The organism is Kocuria sp. BT304, assembly GCF_003290245.1.
Lineage (GTDB): Bacteria > Actinomycetota > Actinomycetes > Actinomycetales > Micrococcaceae > Kocuria > Kocuria rhizophila_A.
The window spans coordinates 2,075,929-2,094,214 of sequence record NZ_CP030039.1 but is presented as its reverse complement, the minus strand read 5'-3'; the positions used below and the strand labels follow the sequence as shown (position 1 = coordinate 2,094,214).

The 18,286-nt window shown below is 68.7% G+C and carries 14 protein-coding genes and 3 pseudogenes; 5 read left to right on the top strand and 12 right to left on the bottom strand.

Annotation, left to right across the window (positions count from 1 at the left end; genetic code table 11):
- Nucleotides 1–24 precede the first annotated feature (24 nt).
- The 3 genes from DNL27_RS09280 to DNL27_RS09270 all read right to left on the bottom strand — a co-directional run bounded on the left by DNL27_RS09280 (nt 25) and on the right by DNL27_RS09270 (nt 4,266).
- Entirely contained in the window at nt 25–1,437 is a 1,413-nt protein-coding gene (locus DNL27_RS09280; protein WP_041297387.1) for an MFS transporter, read from the bottom strand.
- Between the two features lie 274 nt (nt 1,438–1,711).
- On the bottom strand, nt 1,712–3,523 hold the full coding sequence (locus DNL27_RS09275) for a biotin carboxylase N-terminal domain-containing protein (protein WP_112235373.1): 1,812 nt from the start codon (nt 3,521–3,523) through the stop codon (nt 1,712–1,714).
- 104 nt (nt 3,524–3,627) lie between these two features.
- Entirely contained in the window at nt 3,628–4,266 is a 639-nt protein-coding gene (locus DNL27_RS09270) for a nucleoside triphosphate pyrophosphatase (protein ID WP_012398765.1), read from the bottom strand.
- A gap of 390 nt (nt 4,267–4,656) precedes the next feature.
- On the opposite strand from DNL27_RS09270, the gene DNL27_RS09265 reads away from it, so the two are divergent.
- From DNL27_RS09265 to DNL27_RS09255, 3 genes and pseudogenes are all read left to right on the top strand, one after another.
- Nucleotides 4,657–5,097, top strand: coding sequence for a hypothetical protein (locus tag DNL27_RS09265; RefSeq protein ID WP_112235372.1), 441 nt, complete (start codon nt 4,657–4,659; stop codon nt 5,095–5,097).
- 139 nt (nt 5,098–5,236) lie between these two features.
- A pseudogene (locus DNL27_RS09260) lies at nt 5,237–5,963 on the top strand (integrase core domain-containing protein); the annotation flags it as partial.
- A 101-nt stretch (nt 5,964–6,064) separates the two neighbouring features.
- Nucleotides 6,065–6,928, top strand: a complete 864-nt coding sequence (locus tag DNL27_RS09255) for an SDR family oxidoreductase (RefSeq protein WP_112235371.1) — start codon at nt 6,065–6,067, stop codon at nt 6,926–6,928.
- A 156-nt stretch (nt 6,929–7,084) separates the two neighbouring features.
- Here DNL27_RS09255 and DNL27_RS12480 read toward each other — a convergent pair.
- Nucleotides 7,085–7,252: pseudogene (locus tag DNL27_RS12480) on the bottom strand (IS110 family transposase); the annotation flags it as partial.
- Between the two features lie 489 nt (nt 7,253–7,741).
- On the opposite strand from DNL27_RS12480, the gene DNL27_RS09250 reads away from it, so the two are divergent.
- Entirely contained in the window at nt 7,742–8,185 is a 444-nt protein-coding gene (locus tag DNL27_RS09250; RefSeq protein WP_112235370.1) for a nuclear transport factor 2 family protein, read from the top strand.
- 174 nt (nt 8,186–8,359) lie between these two features.
- A pseudogene (locus tag DNL27_RS12640) lies at nt 8,360–9,156 on the top strand (IS481 family transposase); the annotation flags it as partial.
- Here the strand turns inward: DNL27_RS12640 and DNL27_RS09240 are convergent.
- The 8 genes from DNL27_RS09240 to DNL27_RS09205 all read right to left on the bottom strand — a co-directional run bounded on the left by DNL27_RS09240 (nt 9,150) and on the right by DNL27_RS09205 (nt 18,274).
- Nucleotides 9,150–9,620: a DUF779 domain-containing protein gene (locus tag DNL27_RS09240; RefSeq protein WP_239494320.1), complete on the bottom strand. Its 471-nt coding sequence runs from the start codon at nt 9,618–9,620 to the stop codon at nt 9,150–9,152. The pseudogene DNL27_RS12640 and the gene DNL27_RS09240 sit on opposite strands and share 7 nt — an antisense overlap.
- 27 nt (nt 9,621–9,647) lie before the next feature.
- Complete coding sequence (locus DNL27_RS09235; protein WP_112235810.1) at nt 9,648–11,171, bottom strand: aldehyde dehydrogenase family protein; 1,524 nt, start codon at nt 11,169–11,171, stop codon at nt 9,648–9,650.
- 161 nt (nt 11,172–11,332) lie between these two features.
- Nucleotides 11,333–12,766: a dicarboxylate/amino acid:cation symporter gene (locus DNL27_RS09230; RefSeq protein ID WP_068470630.1), complete on the bottom strand. Its 1,434-nt coding sequence runs from the start codon at nt 12,764–12,766 to the stop codon at nt 11,333–11,335.
- Between the two features lie 114 nt (nt 12,767–12,880).
- Nucleotides 12,881–14,617: a DUF885 domain-containing protein gene (locus DNL27_RS09225; RefSeq protein WP_012398755.1), complete on the bottom strand. Its 1,737-nt coding sequence runs from the start codon at nt 14,615–14,617 to the stop codon at nt 12,881–12,883.
- 117 nt (nt 14,618–14,734) lie between these two features.
- Nucleotides 14,735–15,862 carry a MauE/DoxX family redox-associated membrane protein gene (locus DNL27_RS09220; RefSeq protein ID WP_112235369.1) on the bottom strand — a complete coding sequence of 376 codons (1,128 nt, stop codon included), beginning with the start codon at nt 15,860–15,862 and terminating at the stop codon, nt 14,735–14,737.
- Nucleotides 15,863–15,926: 64 nt separating this feature from the next.
- On the bottom strand, nt 15,927–16,277 hold the full coding sequence (locus DNL27_RS09215) for an acyl-CoA carboxylase subunit epsilon (RefSeq protein ID WP_112235368.1): 351 nt from the start codon (nt 16,275–16,277) through the stop codon (nt 15,927–15,929).
- A complete protein-coding gene (locus DNL27_RS09210) occupies nt 16,274–17,857 on the bottom strand; it encodes an acyl-CoA carboxylase subunit beta (protein ID WP_112235367.1) in 1,584 nt (527 codons plus the stop codon). Before DNL27_RS09210 ends, DNL27_RS09215 begins: the two co-directional genes overlap by 4 nt.
- A 135-nt stretch (nt 17,858–17,992) precedes the next feature.
- Nucleotides 17,993–18,274: a YciI family protein gene (locus DNL27_RS09205; RefSeq protein ID WP_012398751.1), complete on the bottom strand. Its 282-nt coding sequence runs from the start codon at nt 18,272–18,274 to the stop codon at nt 17,993–17,995.
- Nucleotides 18,275–18,286: the final 12 nt, after the last annotated feature.

Here is an 18,286-nt window from a genome sequence, read left to right as displayed (position 1 = left end):
CGTCGTCCCTGGGCTGGGGGAGGGCTACTCCACGACCACCCGCGCGGCACCCACGGTGTTCATGTCCACATGGCGGGTCTCGGGGGAGAACCACAGGGCCACCAGGGTGATGACTGCCGCGAAGGAGAGGTACAGCCCCACCGAGCCCACACCGAAGTTCGCGTTGAGCGTCACGGCGATGTACGGCGTGATGGCCGCGCCCAGGATCGAGGCCACGTTGTACGCGATCCCGGAACCGGTGTAGCGCACGTTGGTGGGGAACAGCTCGGGCAGGATCGCGGACATCGAGCCGAACGTGAGGCCCATGAGGGTCATGCCCACGGTCAGGAAGAACAGCACGCGCAGCAGGGAGGCGTCCTCACCGGTGCCCACGAGCGAGGGGTCCATGATGAGCCCGAACGTGAGGCCGAAGACCAGGATCAGGGACGTGATCACCAGCTGCGAGGAGCGGCGGCCGAAGCGGTCCGCGAGCCACCCGGACACCGGCACCATGGCCGCGAAGAGCAGCACGGCCAGCAGCTGCAGCACCAGGAAGGTGCGGTACTGGATGCCCAGCCCACCCCCGGCGGGCTTGCCGATGCCGTAGGAGAGGATCCACGCGGTCATCAGGTAGAACAGCACGTAGGTGGCCAGCATGATGAACGTGCCCTGCACGATCTGCACCCACGAGGTCTTGAAGACCTCCAGCACGGGAGCGGTGACCTTCTCACCCTGCTTCTCCGCGTGCTTGAACACGGGGGTCTCCTCGAGCTTCACGCGCACCCACAGGCCCAGCAGCACCATGACCACGGAGGCCAGGAAAGGGATGCGCCAGCCCCACACCAGGAACGGGTGGCCGGTGCCGAGATCGTGGCCCGCCGTGCCGAACTGCATGGCCACGGTCAGCAGCAGGAAGAAGCCGTTGGCCAGGATGAACCCGAACGGCGCACCCAGCTGGGGCCACATGGCCGCCCGCGCCCGCTTGCCCTCCTCGGCGTACTCGGTGGCCAGTAGGGACGCCCCCGACCACTCGCCGCCCAGACCCAGACCCTGGCAGAAGCGCAGGATCGTGAGGATCAGAGGCGCCCACACTCCGATCTGGTAGTACGTGGGCAGCACGCCGATGAGGAACGTGGCGATGCCCATGGTCAGCAGCGCACCGATCAGGGTGGCCTTGCGCCCGATGCGGTCCCCGAAGTGCCCGAAGATCACGGAGCCGATGGGTCGGCCGAAGAACGCCGCGGCGAACGTGGCCATCGAGGCCAGCAGCTTGGCGGTGTCGTCGTTGCCCGTGAAGAACAGGGCGGGAAACACCGCCACCGCGGCCGTCGCGTAGACGTAGAAGTCGTAGAACTCGATCGTGGTGCCCACCAGGGACGCCAGGATCACGCGGCCCCGGGGCACGCGCTCGCTCAACGGGGGTGAACCGGGGCCCACGGTGGACGCGGTCGAAGACATGAAGCACCTCATCAGCAGTCAGTTCCAAGAATGACTACAAGATAGGGGCGGAAATACCACATGGTGAATTCCGATGTTCACCATGTGAGACAGACCCTTGACGCTGGGGGAGACCGCCGCTGGGGGAGACCGCGGCACTCGGGCAGACCGCCGCTGGAAGAGACCCCCGCGCCGGGGAGGGCTGGCACGCTGCTGCCCCGGTCCGCGGTGGACCGGGGCAGCAGGGGAGCGGTGGGGTGCGCGACGCCTCAGGACGCCCCGCCGACCCGCGGGGTCAGGACGTGATGGTGGCCAGCACGGTCCCGGCGGAGACGGTGTCCCCCTCGGAGATCTCCAGTCCCTTGAGCACGCCGGCCTTGTGGGCGGTCAGGGGCTGCTCCATCTTCATGGCCTCGAGCACGACGATCAGGTCCCCCTCGGAGACCTCGTCCCCGTTGGACGCGGCGATCTTGACAATGGTGCCCTGCATGGGCGAGGTCAGCTCGTCCCCCGAGGCGCCACGGGCCGCGGAGCCGCCGCGCGTGCCGCGCTGCTTGCGGGCCTTGGGCTGGGCCGCAGCGGCCGGGCGGGCGGCCCCCGCGAGCTGGGGTATGGTCACCTCGAGGCGCTTGCCGCCGACCTCCACCACGATGCTCTGCCGCTCGGGCTCCTCCGCGGAGGGCTCGGGCGCGGCCGTGAAGGGCTCGATCCGGTTGTCGAACTCGGTCTCGATCCACCGGGTGTGCACGGTGAACGGGGTGCCGTCCGCCGGGGCGAACGCCGGATCGGAGACCACCGTACGGTGGAACGGCACCACGGTGGGCATGCCTTCGATGCTCAGCTCCTGCAGCGCACGGCGCGAGCGCTCGAGGGCCTGGGTGCGGGTGGCGCCGGTGACGATGAGCTTGGCGAGCATCGAGTCGAAGTTCCCGCCCACGGTCTCACCGGCCTCCACGCCGGAGTCCACGCGCACACCGGGTCCCGAGGGCACCGTGAACGTGGTCAGCGTGCCGGGGGAGGGCATGAAGTTGCGTCCGGCGTCCTCACCGTTGATGCGGAACTCGAAGCTGTGACCGCGGATCCCGGGGTCCCCGTAGCCCAGGGCCTCGCCGCGGGCGATGCGGAACTGCTCGCGGACCAGGTCCAGTCCGGAGACCTCCTCGGACACGGGGTGCTCCACCTGCAGCCGGGTGTTGACCTCCAGGAAGGAGATGGTGCCGTCCTGGCCCACGAGGAACTCGCAGGTTCCGGCGCCCTGGTAGTCGGCCTCCCGCAGGATGGCCTTGGAGGACTCGTAGAGCCGGCGGTTTTGCTCCTCAGTGAGGAACGGGGCGGGAGCCTCCTCCACGAGCTTCTGGTTGCGGCGCTGCAGCGAGCAGTCGCGGGTGGAGACCACGACCACGTTGCCGTACTGGTCCGCGAGGCACTGGGTCTCCACGTGGCGGGGCGCGTCCAGGAAGCGCTCCACGAAGCACTCGCCACGTCCGAAGGCCGCGGTGGCCTCGCGCACGGCGGACTCGTAGAGCTCGGGGATGGCATCGCGTTCGCGGACCACCTTGATGCCTCGGCCACCGCCGCCGAATGCGGCCTTGATGGCGATCGGCAGGCCGTGCTCGTCCACGAAGTCGAGCACCTCCTGGGCCGAGGTCACGGGGTCCGCGGTGCCGGGGACCTGCGGGGCGTCGACCTTCTCCGCGATGTGGCGGGCCGCGACCTTGTCACCCAGCTGGGCAATCGCCGCGGGCGGCGGGCCGATCCAGGTGAGCCCGGCGCTGATCACGGCCGCCGCGAACTCCGCGTTCTCGGACAGAAAGCCGTAGCCGGGGTGGATGGCGTCCGCGCCCGAGCGCCGTGCGGCGTCGAGCACCTTGTCGATCTGCAGGTACGAGTCCGCGGCTGTGGTGCCGCCCAGGGAGTGGGCCTCGTCCGCCATGCGGACGTGCAGGGCGTCCCGGTCCGGGTCCGCATACACGGCCACCGAGGCAATGCCCTCGTCACGGGCGGCGCGGATCACGCGCACCGCGATCTCCCCCCGGTTGGCCACGAGGACCTTGGTGATGGGGCGGGTTGCGGTGGCGGCCTCTTGCTGCCGCGAGGTGGTGGTCACGTGATAGCTCCTTGTCGACTCTCTGCCGAAAGGCTAGTGCCCCCCGCCGGGGAACGCCTAAGCGCGGGGGTACCGCGGTGCGGTAACTGTGGAAGATCTACAAATCATTGCGCCCCACCCTGTACTGCGGCACCCCACCACGAGGACGCCCGGATCCCTACCCCGGCGAGCAGGGTACGCAGGGTCGACAGGCTCAGCCCGATCACGGCGTTCGGATCCCCGTCCACCCGTTCGATGAACTGGGATCCCCGCCCGTCCAGGGTGAAGGAGCCCGCGACCTGGAGGGGCTCACCCGTGGCCACGTAGTCCTCGATCTCCTCGCGCGTCATGGAGGCGAAGTGCACGTCCGCGGAGCAGATCAGGCCGTTGCCGGATGCCTCGCCCGTGCGCGCGTCCACGAGCCAGTGGCCCGTGTGCAGCGTGCCAGTGCGCCCGCTCATGGCGCTGATGCGCTCGATCGCGACGTCCGGCTCGTACGGCTTGCCGTAGGGGGCGCCGTCGAGCTCGAACACGGAGTCGCAACCCAGCACGAGCCGCCCCTCCGCTTCCGGAAGCGCTGCGACGGCCTCCGCCTTGGCGCGGGCGAGCAACAGTGCCGTCTGCGGAGGGGTCTCGGGGGTCTCCGCGGCCACGAGGGCGTCCTCATCCACGTGGGAGACGATGGCGCGGTACGGGATGTGTGCGCGCTCCAACAGGGATGCGCGCGCCGGTGATTGCGAGGCCAGAACGAGAGCGGGGTGCACGCCCCTCACTCTACGGCGGATCTGATGAGGGGACGTCGGTCCGGTGAGGAGGGGTGTGCTCGCGGGAAGGCCGCGACCGTACAAATAGGGGCAACCTCAAACATCTGCATGTACCCTGTTACGTCGGCCGCGCGCGTGGAGAGGGAGGTGGCCCGGATGGTCGAGATCGTGCGTCGTGGTGCGCGCATTCCACGGGCCCTCTCCGGCGTCACCGGGTCCCGACCAGCGACAGCATCCCACGCCTCGAACGGGACCGGGCTGGCGAACGGGCCGTCCACAGGAGCCGGGCTCCCGCGCGGGCCGTGGCTCTCGGACGGCATCGGTCTTAAGAACGCCACCGGGACACCACCGGCGCAGCCTTCGCGATGGCTGTCCCGCCCCCTGGCGTCGATGCTGCTGGACGCCCTGGCCGTGACCCTGGCCCTGATCCTTGCCAACCAGGTGGTGGCTCGAGGCGCGGCGATCGCCCTGCCGGGCGACGCCGGACTCACGTACCCCCAACTGTCCGTTCCACTGGGAACTGGGTGGCTCGCGGCGCTCGCCACATGCCGACGGGTCGTGCGGCTGCCCCGTGGTTATTGGCGCACCGAGTGCCGCTGCATCGCTCGTGCCTCGTTCATCGTGCTCGGTGCGGTGTGCATGGCGGCCGTGGTCCTGCCGCTCGACATCGACCGCCCGTTCATGGCCGTGACGTTCGCCGCGGGGCTGCTCCTGCAGCTCGTGAGCCGGTGGCTCATCCGGCGCGCCGCCCTCCGCCGACGGGACGACCGCGCGCGAACGGGGGGCCCGCACCTGGGATCCGAGGCGCGGAGCGCCGCCGTTCACGAGTGACGCGGGCCCGATGAAGGTGGTTCCTAGCTGTTGTGGGGGATGGGGTTGTTGGCACGGGTGTGGTGGTGAGATGAGGAACGGGCTGCTCGTCGCGGGATGGAAGTTCCTACACCACCCACCCGTACGAGAGAGCCCGTTCATGACCCACGCTCATGCACCCCTGACCCCGACCGGCCCCCTGCGGATGGTGCACCGTCATTTTTACGATGGTGTGCCCCAGGCTCACGTGGCTGCAAAGTTCCGGGTTTCCCGGCCCACTGTGGCCACCTGGGTGGCGCGTTACCGTGCTGAGGGCGAAGCAGGACTGCGTGATCTCACCCCGCCCGGGGAGAACCTGCAACGCCCACCCCAACGTATCCGTGCCGGATGGGCCGGGCACAGGATCCACCTGGATGTGAAGAAGCTCGGGAGAATCCCCGACGGTGGTGGTTGGTGGGCCCTCGGGCGAGACTCCCGCCAAGCCCTGGCTTCCGAACGCGCCCGCAAGCAGCGTGGCAGGTACACCTACCTTCCCAGCGCCGTGGACGGGTTCTCTCGGCTGGCCTGCACCGAGGCCTTCGAGGATGAGAAAGCAGCCACCGGCAACGGTGCCAACTACGCAGGCGTTGGACTTCACCCGCACCGTGGAAGCACTGGCCAGCAGGCACTAACGGATCCGCCCCTACACGCCACGGCACAACGGCAAAGCCGAGCGCTATAACCGGTTACTGGTCGATGAGGTCCTCTACGCCCGCCCCTACGCCAGCGGGCAGGCCCGCCGGGAGGCGACCGGGGTGTGGGTGAACCACTTCAACTACCATCGGCCCCACACCGCCTGCGCCAACCAGCCTCCGGCCTCACGTACCCCCGGATGCAGAATCACTAACTTTCATATCAGTGCCTTACTGCGAAGTGCGTACCCTCTTTCGGAAGTAATCGGAAGGTGGGGTGGTTGTACCTTCCGTCAAGGACCCCATGGAAGGACATCATGAGCATCGTTATCACCGGAGCTACCGGCCAGCTTGGCCGCCAGGTCGTGGAGACACTGCTGGAGCGCAACGTTCCGCCGCAGGAGATTGTGGCCGCAGGGCGTGCAGTTGAGAAGATCGCGGATCTGGCACAGCGCGGTGTCCATGTATGGAAGATGGACTACACCGATGCGGCCTCCGTAGGAAAGGCCATGAAGGGGGCCAGCAAAGTCCTCCTGATCTCAGGTTCCGAGGTGGGCCAGCGGGTGGAGCAGCACCGTACCGTGATCGAGGCCGCTCAGCGCGAGGGTATCCAGCTGGTCGCCTACACGAGCATCGCCAACGCAGACGGCAGTGGGATGAAGCTGGCCGTCGAGCACCAAGCCACCGAGACCCTCCTGAAGCAGTCCGGCGTTTCTTTCGTCCTGTTGCGCAACAGCTGGTATCTGGAGAACTACACCGACCAATTGCCGGGCGTGCTCGCTCAGGGTGCCCTCGTCGGCAGTGCCGGCAATGGTCGGGTGAGCGCCGCCTCCCGCGCAGACTATGCCCAGGCGGCCGCCGCGGTGCTGCTGGCCGACGACCAGGCCGGCAGGATCTATGAGCTCGGCGGCGACAAGCCATTCACCATGGCCGAGCTTGCGGCAGAGATCAGCGCCGCGGCCGGCAAGCACATCTCCTACCAGGACCTGCCGCCGCGCGAATACGCCGCAATGCTCGTCAGGGTCGGAGTGCCCGAGGGGGGCGCGGAAATCCTCGCAGATTCTGATCTGGGAATAGCCCGCGGAGACCTCCTGGTGAACTCTGGAGACCTGAACAGGCTTATCGGACGCCCGGCCACGTCAATGGCTGAGGCTGTTCGTTCGGCTGTCGCCGCAATCTAACCTCTCGGTAGAACCTGCATGAGTGGGTAGTTCTGTTTGTCCAACCATCCAACCGGACAACCAGAACTACCCGCCGGCTTCGCTCCTGCCGGCAAACCCCACGCTGATGTCCGATGGTGACGTCTGCCGAGGGGTGTCCAGATTCTTCTATGTCGGTCAAGAGCCATTCACGCTCGGGGTTGTAGCGTTGCGGGTTCGATAGACGTGACGGGCTAGGTAGTGCTTGATGCAGCGGCGGATCTCTCGGTCGTTCCTTCCTTCCGCTCGGCGCTTGGTGACGTATAGCCGAGTCTGGGCGTCGTAGGTCATCTTGGTGGTCGAGACCGGACGTGGGGAACGAATAGGTGGTAACTGATCGTTAGCGTTGAGAGGCGCTGGCGGGGGAGTATGTCATCATGCCCGGTCCTTATCCCAGAGAGTTCCGGGAGGACGTTATCGCGGTCGCTTGCCGTCGTGAGAGCGGCGTCACCATCAAATAGATTGCTACCGACTTCAGTACCAGCGAAGCGACCCATGCAGAACTGGCTCCGTCAGATCGACTGTGATGAAGGAAATCGGCCTGGTCAGACTGTGTCGGACACGGGGCATTGGACGAGGGAGGGCGCGCTCTACTGTTGCGCAATCAAAGACGTGTTCTCCAACCGCGTCGTCGGACACTCCATCTCGAACTGGATGACCGCGAAACTCGCCGTCGACGCGGTCCGCAACGCACTCGCCCGCCGAGGCGACGTCGCCGGGTGCCTACTGCACGCCGCCCGTGGCCAAGGCCCGCAAACCACTGACACATCCGATCCCAGGTCAAGGAGCCATCACGTGACCCAAACCCGTAACCCCATCCCACCGTTCACCGCCGAAACCGCCGCCCGCAAGGTACAGGCCGCCGAAGACGCCTGGAATACTCGAGACCCCGAGACGGTCGCCCAGGCCTACAGCGTCGATACCGCGTGGCGAAACCGTGACCAGACGATCACCGGTCGGGACCAGGTGATTGCCTTCCTCGCCGCCAAGTGGGATCGGGAACTCGACTATCAACTCCGCAAGAACCTGTGGGCGTTCACCGACGATCAGATTGCCGTGCGATTCCAGTACGAGTGGCACGACCATGACGGCCAGTGGTGGCGCTCCTACGGCAATGAGCTGTGGCGTTTCGACGCACAGGGCTACATGACCCATCGCGAGGCCAGCATCAACGACCGTCCCATCGGTCAGGAGGAGCGACGCGTCACCCCAGGTCACGGCGAACTTCCCACCTGGTGAGCCTGTCGCCCAGCCATTGAATGCCCCCAGTCTGCCGAGATGACGCGTGGGTGCATGCCTCCGAGGCTGGACCATTCGCGTGACAGCACCGACCAAGTGGCCGACGACCGTACGGTCGCCGGCCACTTCGTATCTGAAATGCCTTACGTGTCCCATGGCAACGCCGCTCGCACACCGCGCCACTCGCCGAGCAAGGCCGGACAGACCACGACGAAGCGCTGCATCCAGCTACGGCGGCGTCTGCGCGAGGGACCTGCGCAGCTGGTCTACCGGCTGGGGACCGCCCCGTCGACAGACCACCGGATCCTGGTCGACGCGCACCTGAATCGGCTCTCCCACGGGACCGCGCGACCGGGGAGCCAGTCCGGCGCTACGAGCACGACCATCCCTGCTCAATGCTCCACGTCGATGTGAAGAAGCTCGGCAACATCCGCCGGCGGCGGGGGCTGGCGCTACGTCGGTTGCCAACGAGGTGACCGCGACCGGGCCGTCACCCCAGACAAGCCGCGCAACAAGTGGCGGGACCCGTTGATGGGCGTGGCCTATGTCCACACCGTCATCGACGACCACTTCCGCGTCGCCCACGCCGAGATCCACGACAACATTGCCCTCACCGCCACTGCCGTCCTCGTGCGGGCCGTCGAGTGGTTCAACCAGCGTGGTGTCACCGTCGAGAGGTGCTGTCCGACAACGGCGGCGCCTACCGCTCACACTTATGGCGAGACACCTGCATCGACCTCGGCATCCGGCACAAGCGCACGAGGCCGTATCGGCCGCAGACCAACGGGAAGATCGAGCGGTTCCACCTCACCCTGGCCGACGGCTGAGGCTACGCCCGCTGCTACACGAGCGAGGCCGAGCGCCGCGGGAAACTCGAGGGCTGACTGCACTACTACAACCACCACCGCCCCCACACAGCCTGCGGGAACCAGCCACCCTACTCACGATTGACCAACGTCTCCGATCAGTACACCGCGATCCCACACAGTTCGCTGCGGGTGAGGAAGCGCCGGCCCGTGGGGGCCTCGAGGGAGAAGCCCCCACCGCGGCCGGGAACGGCGTCGATTACTAACCGCGTGTGCCGCCAGTACTCGAACTGCTCGGCGGAGATCCAGAACTCCAGGCCCCCGAGATCCTCGCCGGTCGGGGACGGCAACCGGGCGGTGCCCAGCAGGACATCGGCCGCGCCCGTGCGGAACTCACCGGCGGGGAAGCACATGGGCGAGGAACCGTCACAGCATCCCCCGGACTGGTGGAACATGAGGGGTCCATGGTGCTCCCACAGTTCCTGCAACAGGGCCACCGCGGGCCGGGTGAAACCGACCCGTGAAGTGGTCTCACCGGGTACCGCAGCGGTCGCCTCGAGCACCACGGGGTGTTCGGGATCCGCGATGTCCGCCGGGGACGGGTCCACCGGTGATGAAGGGGTGCTCATGACGGTTCCTCGCCTTCCGGTCACGGTCTAGAAGAAGCCCTGCGCGTTCTCGGTGTAGCTCACGAGCATGTTCTTGGTCTGCTGGTAGTGGTCGAGCATCATGAGGTGGTTCTCCCTGCCAATGCCCGAGGACTTGTAGCCGCCGAACGCGGAGTGCGCGGGGTAGCTGTGGTACTGGTTCACCCACACGCGCCCGGACTGGATGGCCCTGCCGGCGCGGTAGGCGGTGTTGCCGCCACGAGCCCACACACCGGCGCCCAGACCGTAGAGGGTGTCGTTGGCGATCGAGATAGCGTCGTCGTACGAGCCGAACTTCGCCACCGAGAGCACCGGACCGAAGATCTCCTCCTGGAAGATGCGCATGTCGTTGGTGCCCTCGAACACGGTGGGCTGCACGTAGTAGCCGCCCGCGAGGTCGCCCTCGAGCTCAGCGCGCTCACCGCCGATGAGCACCTTCGCTCCCTCCTTCTTGCCGATGTCCAGGTAGGACAGGATCTTCTCGAGCTGGTCCGTGGAGGCCTGCGCGCCGATCATGGTGTCGGTGTCGAGCGGGTTGCCGGCGGTGATGCGAGAGACGCGGTCGACCCCGTCCGCGAGGAACTGGTCGTACATCGATTCCTGGATCAGCGCTCGCGACGGGCACGTGCAGATCTCACCCTGGTTCAGAGCGAAGAACGCGAAGCCTTCCAGGGCCTTGTCGTAGAAGCCGTCCTTCTGCTGGGCGACGTCCTCGAAGAAGATGTTGGGCGACTTGCCCCCGAGTTCCAGGGTGACCGGGATGATGTTCTCGGACGCGTACTGCATGATGAGTCGGCCCGTGGTGGTCTCACCGGTGAACGCGATCTTGCGGATGCGCTTGTTGGACGCGAGCGGCTTGCCGCACTCGACGCCGAAGCCGTTGACGATGTTCACCACGCCGTCCGGGACGAGGTCCTGGATCAGCTCCATCAGCACGAGGATCGAGGCGGGAGTCTGCTCGGCGGGCTTGAGCACCACGCAGTTGCCGGCGGCCAGCGCCGGGGCGAGCTTCCACACGGCCATGAGGATGGGGAAGTTCCAGGGGATGATCTGGCCGACGACACCGAGGGGCTCATGGAAGTGGTACGCCACGGTGTCCTCGTCCAGCTGGGACAGCCGCCCTTCCTGCGCGCGGATCGCACCGGCGAAGTATCGGAAGTGGTCGATGGCCAGGGGGATGTCCGCGTTGAGGGTCTCGCGGACCGGCTTGCCGTTGTCCCAGGTCTCGGCGACGGCGATCACCTCGAGGTTCTCCTCCATGCGGTCCGCGATCCTGTTGAGCATGATCGCGCGCTGCGTGGGCGTGGAGGCGTTCCACGACGGTGCGGCGGCCCAGGCCGCGTCCAGCGCGGCCTCGATGTCCTCCGCGGTTCCGCGCCCGACCTCTGTGAACGCCTGGCCCGTGACCGGGGTGACGTCCTCGAAGTACTGACCCTTGACCGGCGCCACCCACTGGCCTCCGATGAAGTGCTCGTAGCGGGGCTTGAAGGTGACGACCGAGCCGTCCTTGCCGGGCTGTGTGTACACGCTCATGAAACCGACCGTCCTGTCTGCGGAAGTGATGTGCACCACATCCTAACGATCATCGGTGCCCGCGTACACGCCCCCCTTTGTGGGACGCGGAAGGGCGGCCCGGGAGAACCCGGACCGCCCTGACGCACCGTCGTCGTACCGACAGTCGCGGGTTGGGGAACCTACTCGGTGCGCTGGCCGTCGGACGTACCCGTGGGGGCGTGGGCCGAGGCTCCCGACGAGGAGGCGGTGGCGAGCTCGGGATCCGAGGACGCGGCGTCGTCGTTGCCGAAGTCGCCGTGGCGCGGGGCGTTGTAGAGGTCCATGTCCAGGATGCCCTCGCGCTTGGAGACGATGGCCGCCACGAGCGCCTGGCCGGTCACGTTAAGGGCAGTGCGGCCCATGTCGATGATCGGGTCCACGGCGAGCAGCAGGCCCACACCGTCCAGGGGCAGGCCCAGGGTGGACAGCGTCAGTGTCAGCATTACGGTGGCGCCTGTGGTCCCGGCCGTCGCTGCGGAGCCGAGCACGGAGACCAGGGCGATCAGCACGAAGTGCATGGGCGTGAGGTCAACCCCGTAGAACTGTGCCACGAAGATGGCCGCGACGGCGGGGTACACGGCCGCGCAACCGTCCATCTTGGTGGTGGCGCCAAGCGGGATGGCGAAGGACGCGTAGTGCGTGGGCACGCCCAGGTTGCGCTCGCTGACGTGCTGGGTCACAGGCATGGTGCCCAGCGAGGAGCGGGAGACGAAGCCCATCTGCATGGCCGGCCACACGCCGGTGAAGAACTGCTTCACCGACAGGCCGTTGAGCTTCACGAGCACCGGGTAGACCACGAACGCCACGAGCAGCAGGCCCACGTAGATGGTCAGCACGAACTTCACGAGTGAGCCCATGGAGGTCCAGCCGTACTCGAACACGGCGGTGCCGATCAGGCCGAGGGTGCCGAGGGGGGCGAGGCGGATGATCCACCACACGACCTTCTGCATGATGGCGAGGCCGGACTGCATGAAGGTGAGGAACGGGGCGGCGGCCTTGCCGGTCTTCAGTGCGGCGATGCCGACCACCAGGGAGACCACCAGGATCTGCAGGATGTTGAAGTTCACGGAGGTCTTCACGGTCTCCGGGTCCAGGACCTTGGAGGTGGTCTCCAGGCCCAGGACGTTCACGGGGATCAGGCCCTTGAGGAACGCGAGCCAGGAGCCCTCGGTGCCGGAGTACGCACCGGGCTGCGCCTGGCCCGTGCCCACGCCGGGCTGGGCGAGGACGCCGAGCACCATGCCGATCACCACGGCGATCAGGGATGTGATGGCGAACCACATGAGGGTCTTCCACGCGAGGCGGGCCGCGTTGGAGACGTCACGCAGGTTGGCAATCGAGGAGATGACGGCGGTCACGACCAGCGGCACCACGGCGGCCTTGAGGATCGTGACGTAGCTGGAACCGATGGTGTCCAGGGTGGTCATGAGCCAGTTGGGGCTCTCCTCGGCGTCCCCGCCCATGGCTGCCGCCACGGACCCGAGGAGGACACCCAGCACGAGGGCAATGAGGATCTGCCACCCGAAGGACGTCATCCAGCGCGGGAGACGGCGGGTACTTTCTGCGGAATTCATACCCGAAACAATAGGGCCGCGAATCATAAACTGCACCCGGCCCATGACGAAATATTACGCAACGACCAGGGAATAAACCCTGTGTTCCCGGAGAATCCCCGGGAACACAGGGCCTCACAGCGCGAGGGCGTAGGTCAGTGTGTCCAAGCCCACGGAGCCCAGCCGCAGCGCGCGGCTGTGGAAGCGCTTGAGGTCGAAGTCCTGGCCCTCGCGCGCCATCGCCTGCTCGCGGGCGTCGAGCCACATCTGCAGCCCGATCCGGTAGGAGGGCGCCTGCCCGGGCCAGCCCATGTAGCGCAGCCACTCGAAGCGCAGCGTGCCCTCGGCCATGGCCACGTTGTGGCGCAGGAACTTCCAGCCGTCCTCGGGGGTCCAGACCTCTCCGGCGCGGGCGCCGCCGAGCATCTCCCCGAGCGCCTCGGGGATCTCGAAGCCGCAGTGGAAGCCCACGTCGAAGATCACGCGCACGGTGCGCAGCCGCTGGGAGTCGAGCATGCCCATGCGGTCCCCGGGGTCCCCCAGGAAACCGAGCTCGTCCATGAGCCGCTCGGCGTACAGCGCCCAACCCTCACCGTGGCCGGAGACCCAGATGCCCATGCGGCGCCACTCGTTGAGCTCGCCCGCGTTGGCCAGGGCGGTGGCGCACTGCAGGTGGTGGCCCGGGATGCCCTCGTGGTAGACGGTGGTGGTCTCCTCCCACGTGTTGTGCTGGGAGACCCCCTCCGGCACGGACCACCACATGCGTCCGGGTCGGGAGAAGTCCGCGCTCGGCGGGGTGTAGTAGATGATCCCGTCGTGCGTGGGGGCGATGCAGCACTCCAGCGTGCTCATGGGCTCGGTGATCTCGAAGTGCGTCCCGGCCATTTCGGCCAGCGCGGTGTCCGAGAGCTTCTGCATCCACGCCTGCAGCTCCTCGGGGGAGTGCAGCTGCCGTTGCGGATCCGCGTTCAGGGCGGCCATGGCCTCCTGCACGGTGGCTCCGGGCAGGATCCGGTCGGCCACGTCACGCTGCTCGGCGTCCAGCTCCAGCAGCTTCTGCACGGCCCAGTCGTAGACCTCGCGGGGGTCGCGGCGCGCACCCAGGAAGGACGCGAGGTGCAGCCGGTAGTCCTCGATCCCGCACGCGTCCGACTCCCGGGCCACCGGGGCGAAGTCCTCGCGCAGGATCCGGGCGATGTCCCGGTAGGCGGCTCGGGCGGCGTCGGACGCGGTGCGCAGCTCGTCCCGCAGGGACTCCGGGGCGGCGGGATCCGCCACGAGGGAGGCGAAGAAGCCGTCGTCGGACGCGTACTGCTCGGCCTGCTGGGACGCCTCCACGATCTGCGGGGCCGACGGCGGGCGGTCCAGGGACACGGCCTCGTCCAGTCCCGCGCGGTACTGCTCCAGGGCGGCGGGGATGTTGGCCATGCGCCCGGCGATGTGCGCCCAGTCCTGCTCGGTCTCCCGGGGCATGGCGTCGAGCACCTGGCGGATGCCCTGCACGGGGGACTCGATGTTGTTGACCGCGGAGACGTCCAGGTCGGCCTCATGGCGGTCGCGCTCCAGTTCGAGCTCGTTGCGCATGGCGTGCAGCGTCACGCGGTCCACGTCGTCCTCCGGGCTGACCTCGTCGAGGCGCGCGAGCGTGCTGCGGACGAGCTCGGCCCGGGCCGCGCGGCCGGCGGGGCCGAAGTCGGGGTACTCGGTCTCGTGCCCGGGGAAGCCCAGGAACGTGGCCTCGCTCGGGTTCAGGGCAAGGCTCTCGTGGAAGTAGGTCTCGGCGAGGCGGTCCGCGGCGGTGGCGGTGCGCTGCGCGGAACCCAGGGGTGCGAGGGGTTCCGGGGTCCGGGGTGCGTTCTCAGATGTGGTCACGTGATGTAACCCTAGTCACATCGCGGCCGCGCGCGGGCATTGCGGGGCGTCGTGCCCGCGCCGCGTCGAACCTCCCGTGCCCCGAGCGGCTGCGTCCTCGCCCGCCGCTCGGCGGGATCACCCGGCGAAGCGCTCCTCGAGCTCGTCCAGCAGCTCCAGCACCGCGCCGCTGCCGCTCACCGGTCCGCCGGCGAGCAGCCCGTCCGCACCCAGCACCACGGCCCACGGGGGCCCCGGGTGCTGGAACACCGTGCCCATCTCCGCGTGCCGGTCCACGAGCGCGCCCGCGGGGAGGTTCCCGGACAGCGGCGCGCGCTCGTCCTCACCGGTCACGACGGTGTGCACCGCCACCGGGCCGATCGCACCGCCCGCCGCCGCGAGCCGCTCGACCACGGGGGCGCACCACCCGCACGTGGAGCTCACCCCGAACAGCGCCCGTGCCCGGGAGGCGGCGAGGTCGCGCAGGGTCACGGTGCGCCCGTCGGCGTCCGTCAGCGTGGCGTAGGGGATGGGGAGCCGTTCGTAGTCCTCCGTGGCGTCCTCCGTCCCGGACTCGACGCCGCCCGGCGCACCTGCCGCACGCTCGTCGGGTTCCGCGCCGGGCCGGTCCCCGGGTCCGTCGGCGGGTCCATCGGCCTGCCGCGCGTCGGACGACGCCGCGGCGTCGTCGTGCGCTCGCAGCTGCGGGGGCAGCGGGGGGACGTCCGCGACGTCGTGCGCCGCGTCGGGGGCACGCCGGGAGCCCTCGCTCCACAGGGTCAGCAGCACAAGGACCAGGGGGATGCCTACGGCCACCGCACCCCACCACGGGAGTTCGAGCGCCGGGCCGTGGAACCTGGTGAGGGTGAGCACCAGGGCGAGTGCGGCTGTGAGGGTGAACGCCACGTTGCGCACCACCGTGCGACGTGAGACCGCCGCGCGGGAGAGCTCACCGAAGCACCCGCACGAGGCCGGGTCCGGGGCCCTGGTGCCGCGGTGCACCACCACGGTGAAGGCGGCGAACAGTACGGTGGTGAGGCCCGCGGCCACGGTCAGCAGCGGCCCGGCGCTCACGCACAGCGCGGCGGCGAGCAGCACCTCGCACCACGGCAGCGCGCGCTGGACCCAGGGGGCGCGCAGCGCACCGGGCAGGGGGACCGTGTCGAGGATGGTCCGCCCGGTGCTCGGGGCCAGGAGTTTCGCGGCACCGCTCAGGAGCAGGACGGCGGCGAGGCTGACGAGGGCGGAGGTGGCGATGGCAGGCACCGGAACATTATCCCCTCGGGTGGCCGAAGCCTCCTACCAGCGGGCGTCACGGACCCGCCGCGGATCAGCGCTCCGGCTGCGTCCACCGCCATGCCCCGCGCCCGGGGCGCAGGCGCAGGCCGAGCCGGAGCCGTCGCGACTGCGGGCGGGGTGCCCGAGTGGGACGTGCCGGGCGTTCCTCCTGGGGCGCGGGCAGGGCGGTGAGCACCGCGGTGAGCGCGGCCAGCTCCTCCGGCCCCGGGTTGCCGCGGGTCACCGTGAACAGGGGTTCCTGGGCGGCCGCGGTCTCCGGCAGGGCGGCGACCGCCGCCGTGCGGGGGTCGCTGACCGACGCGCCGTGATTCCCGGTCGGCGCACCGTGCGGCGTTGAGCGGGCGTCGTCCCGGGGCGAGCCCGCGGCCTGCGTGGGCGTCACAGCGGGATGTTCCCGTGCTTCTTGGCGGGCTGCGAGGCGCGCTTGTCCGCCAGTCCGCGCAGGGCCTTGACGATCTGCTCGCGGGTCTCGGAGGGGCAGATCACGGCGTCCACGTAGCCGAGCTCGGCGGCCTGGTACGGGTTGAGGAGGTCCTCCTCGAACTGGCGGGCCAGCTCGGCGCGCAGGGCGGCGTCGTCCTCGCCGTTGTCCTGGGCGGCCTTGAGGTCCCGGCGGTAGAGGATCTCCACCGCGCCCTGGGAGCCCATGACCCCGATCTGGGCGGTGGGCCACGCGAGGTTGATGTCCGCCCCGAGCTTCTTGGAGCCCATCACGATGTACGCGCCGCCGTAGGCCTTGCGGGTGATGAGCGTGACCAGCGGGACCGTGGCCTCCGCGTACGCGTAGAGCAGCTTGGCACCGCGGCGGATGATGCCGTTGAACTCCTGGTCCGTGCCGGGCAGGAACCCGGGGACGTCCACGAACGTGAGGATCGGGATGTTGAAGGCGTCGCAGTGGCGCACGAAGCGTGCGGCCTTCTCGGACGCGGCGATGTCCAGGGTGCCGGCGAACTGCATGGGCTGGTTGGCCACGATCCCCACGGTGTGGCCCTCCACCCGCGCGTAGCCCACCATCACGTTGGGGGCGTAGAGCTCCTGGATCTGCATGAACTGGCCGCCGTCCACGACCGTCTCGATCACGGTGCGCATGTCGTAGGGCTGGTTCGCGGAGTCCGGGATCAGCTCGTCCAGGGCGAGGTCCTCGTCCGTGACCTCGTCCACCTGGTCGTGGTCCAGCACGGGGGAGTCCTGCAGGTTGTTGCCGGGCAGGTACTCCAGCAGCTCGTGCACGAAGTCGAAGGCGTCCTGCTCGTCGGAGGCCAGGTACGCGGCCGTGCCGGTGCGCTCGTTGTGCGAGCGGGCACCGCCCAGGGTCTCCATGTCCACGGTCTCGCCCGTGACGGTCTTGATCACGTCCGGGCCGGTGATGAACATGTGGGAGGTCTTGTCCACCATCACCACGAAGTCGGTCAGGGCGGGGGAGTACGCCGCACCGCCCGCGCACGGGCCCATGATCAGCGAGATCTGCGGGATCACACCGGAGGCGCGCACGTTCATGCGGAAGATGTCGGCGAACATCGCCAGGGAGGCCACACCCTCCTGGATGCGGGCGCCGCCGCCGTCATTGATGCCGATCACGGGGCAGCCGTTGCGCAGCGCGAACTTCTGCACCTTGACGATCTTCTCGCCGTTGACCTGGGACAGGGAGCCGCCGAAGACCCCGAAGTCCTGGGAGTACACGGCCACCAGGCGCCCGTCCACGGTGCCGTAGCCGCTGACCACGCCGTCACCGGGCAGCTTCTTCTTCTCCATGCCGAACATGGTGCTGTGGTGCACGGCCAGGGCGTCGAACTCCACGAAGGAGTCCGGGTCCAGCAGCATCTCGATGCGCTCGCGCGCGGTGTTCTTGCCGCGGGAGTGCTGCTTCTCCACGGCGCCCTGTCCTGCCGGCGCGGCGGCCTGCTCGCGGCGCTGCCGGAAGTCGGCGATCTTGCCTGCTGTGGTGGACAGGTCGTGGCTCATGACACCTCGCGTGGTCGTGGCCGGCACAGGAACAGGGCGTGCCGCGGGCCCCTCGGATCGCACCCAGTGTAGTGGCCGGTCCGGGGCGGGCTTTTGTAGGAGTTCCACAACATCGCCCGCCCGCGGTGCGCGGTCTCAGGCGCCGCCCACGGCCCCGATGGTCACGGACCACTCGCGCACCGTGTGCTCGGTGACCACGCCGTGGACCACGAGGGGATCGTCCTGGATGAGCCGTTCCACCTCCGCGGCGTCCGCGGCCTCGAGGACGACCAGGGCGGCGTCGTCCCCCAGCGGGCCCGAGGCCAGGTTGACGCCGCGCTCGTGCAGCTCGCGCAGGAACGCGCGGTGGGCGGGGCGGTGCTCGGCGAGCAGCTCGGGCGGGCCGCCGTAGGTGTAGTGCAGGGCGAAGACGCTCATGTCGGGGCCTCC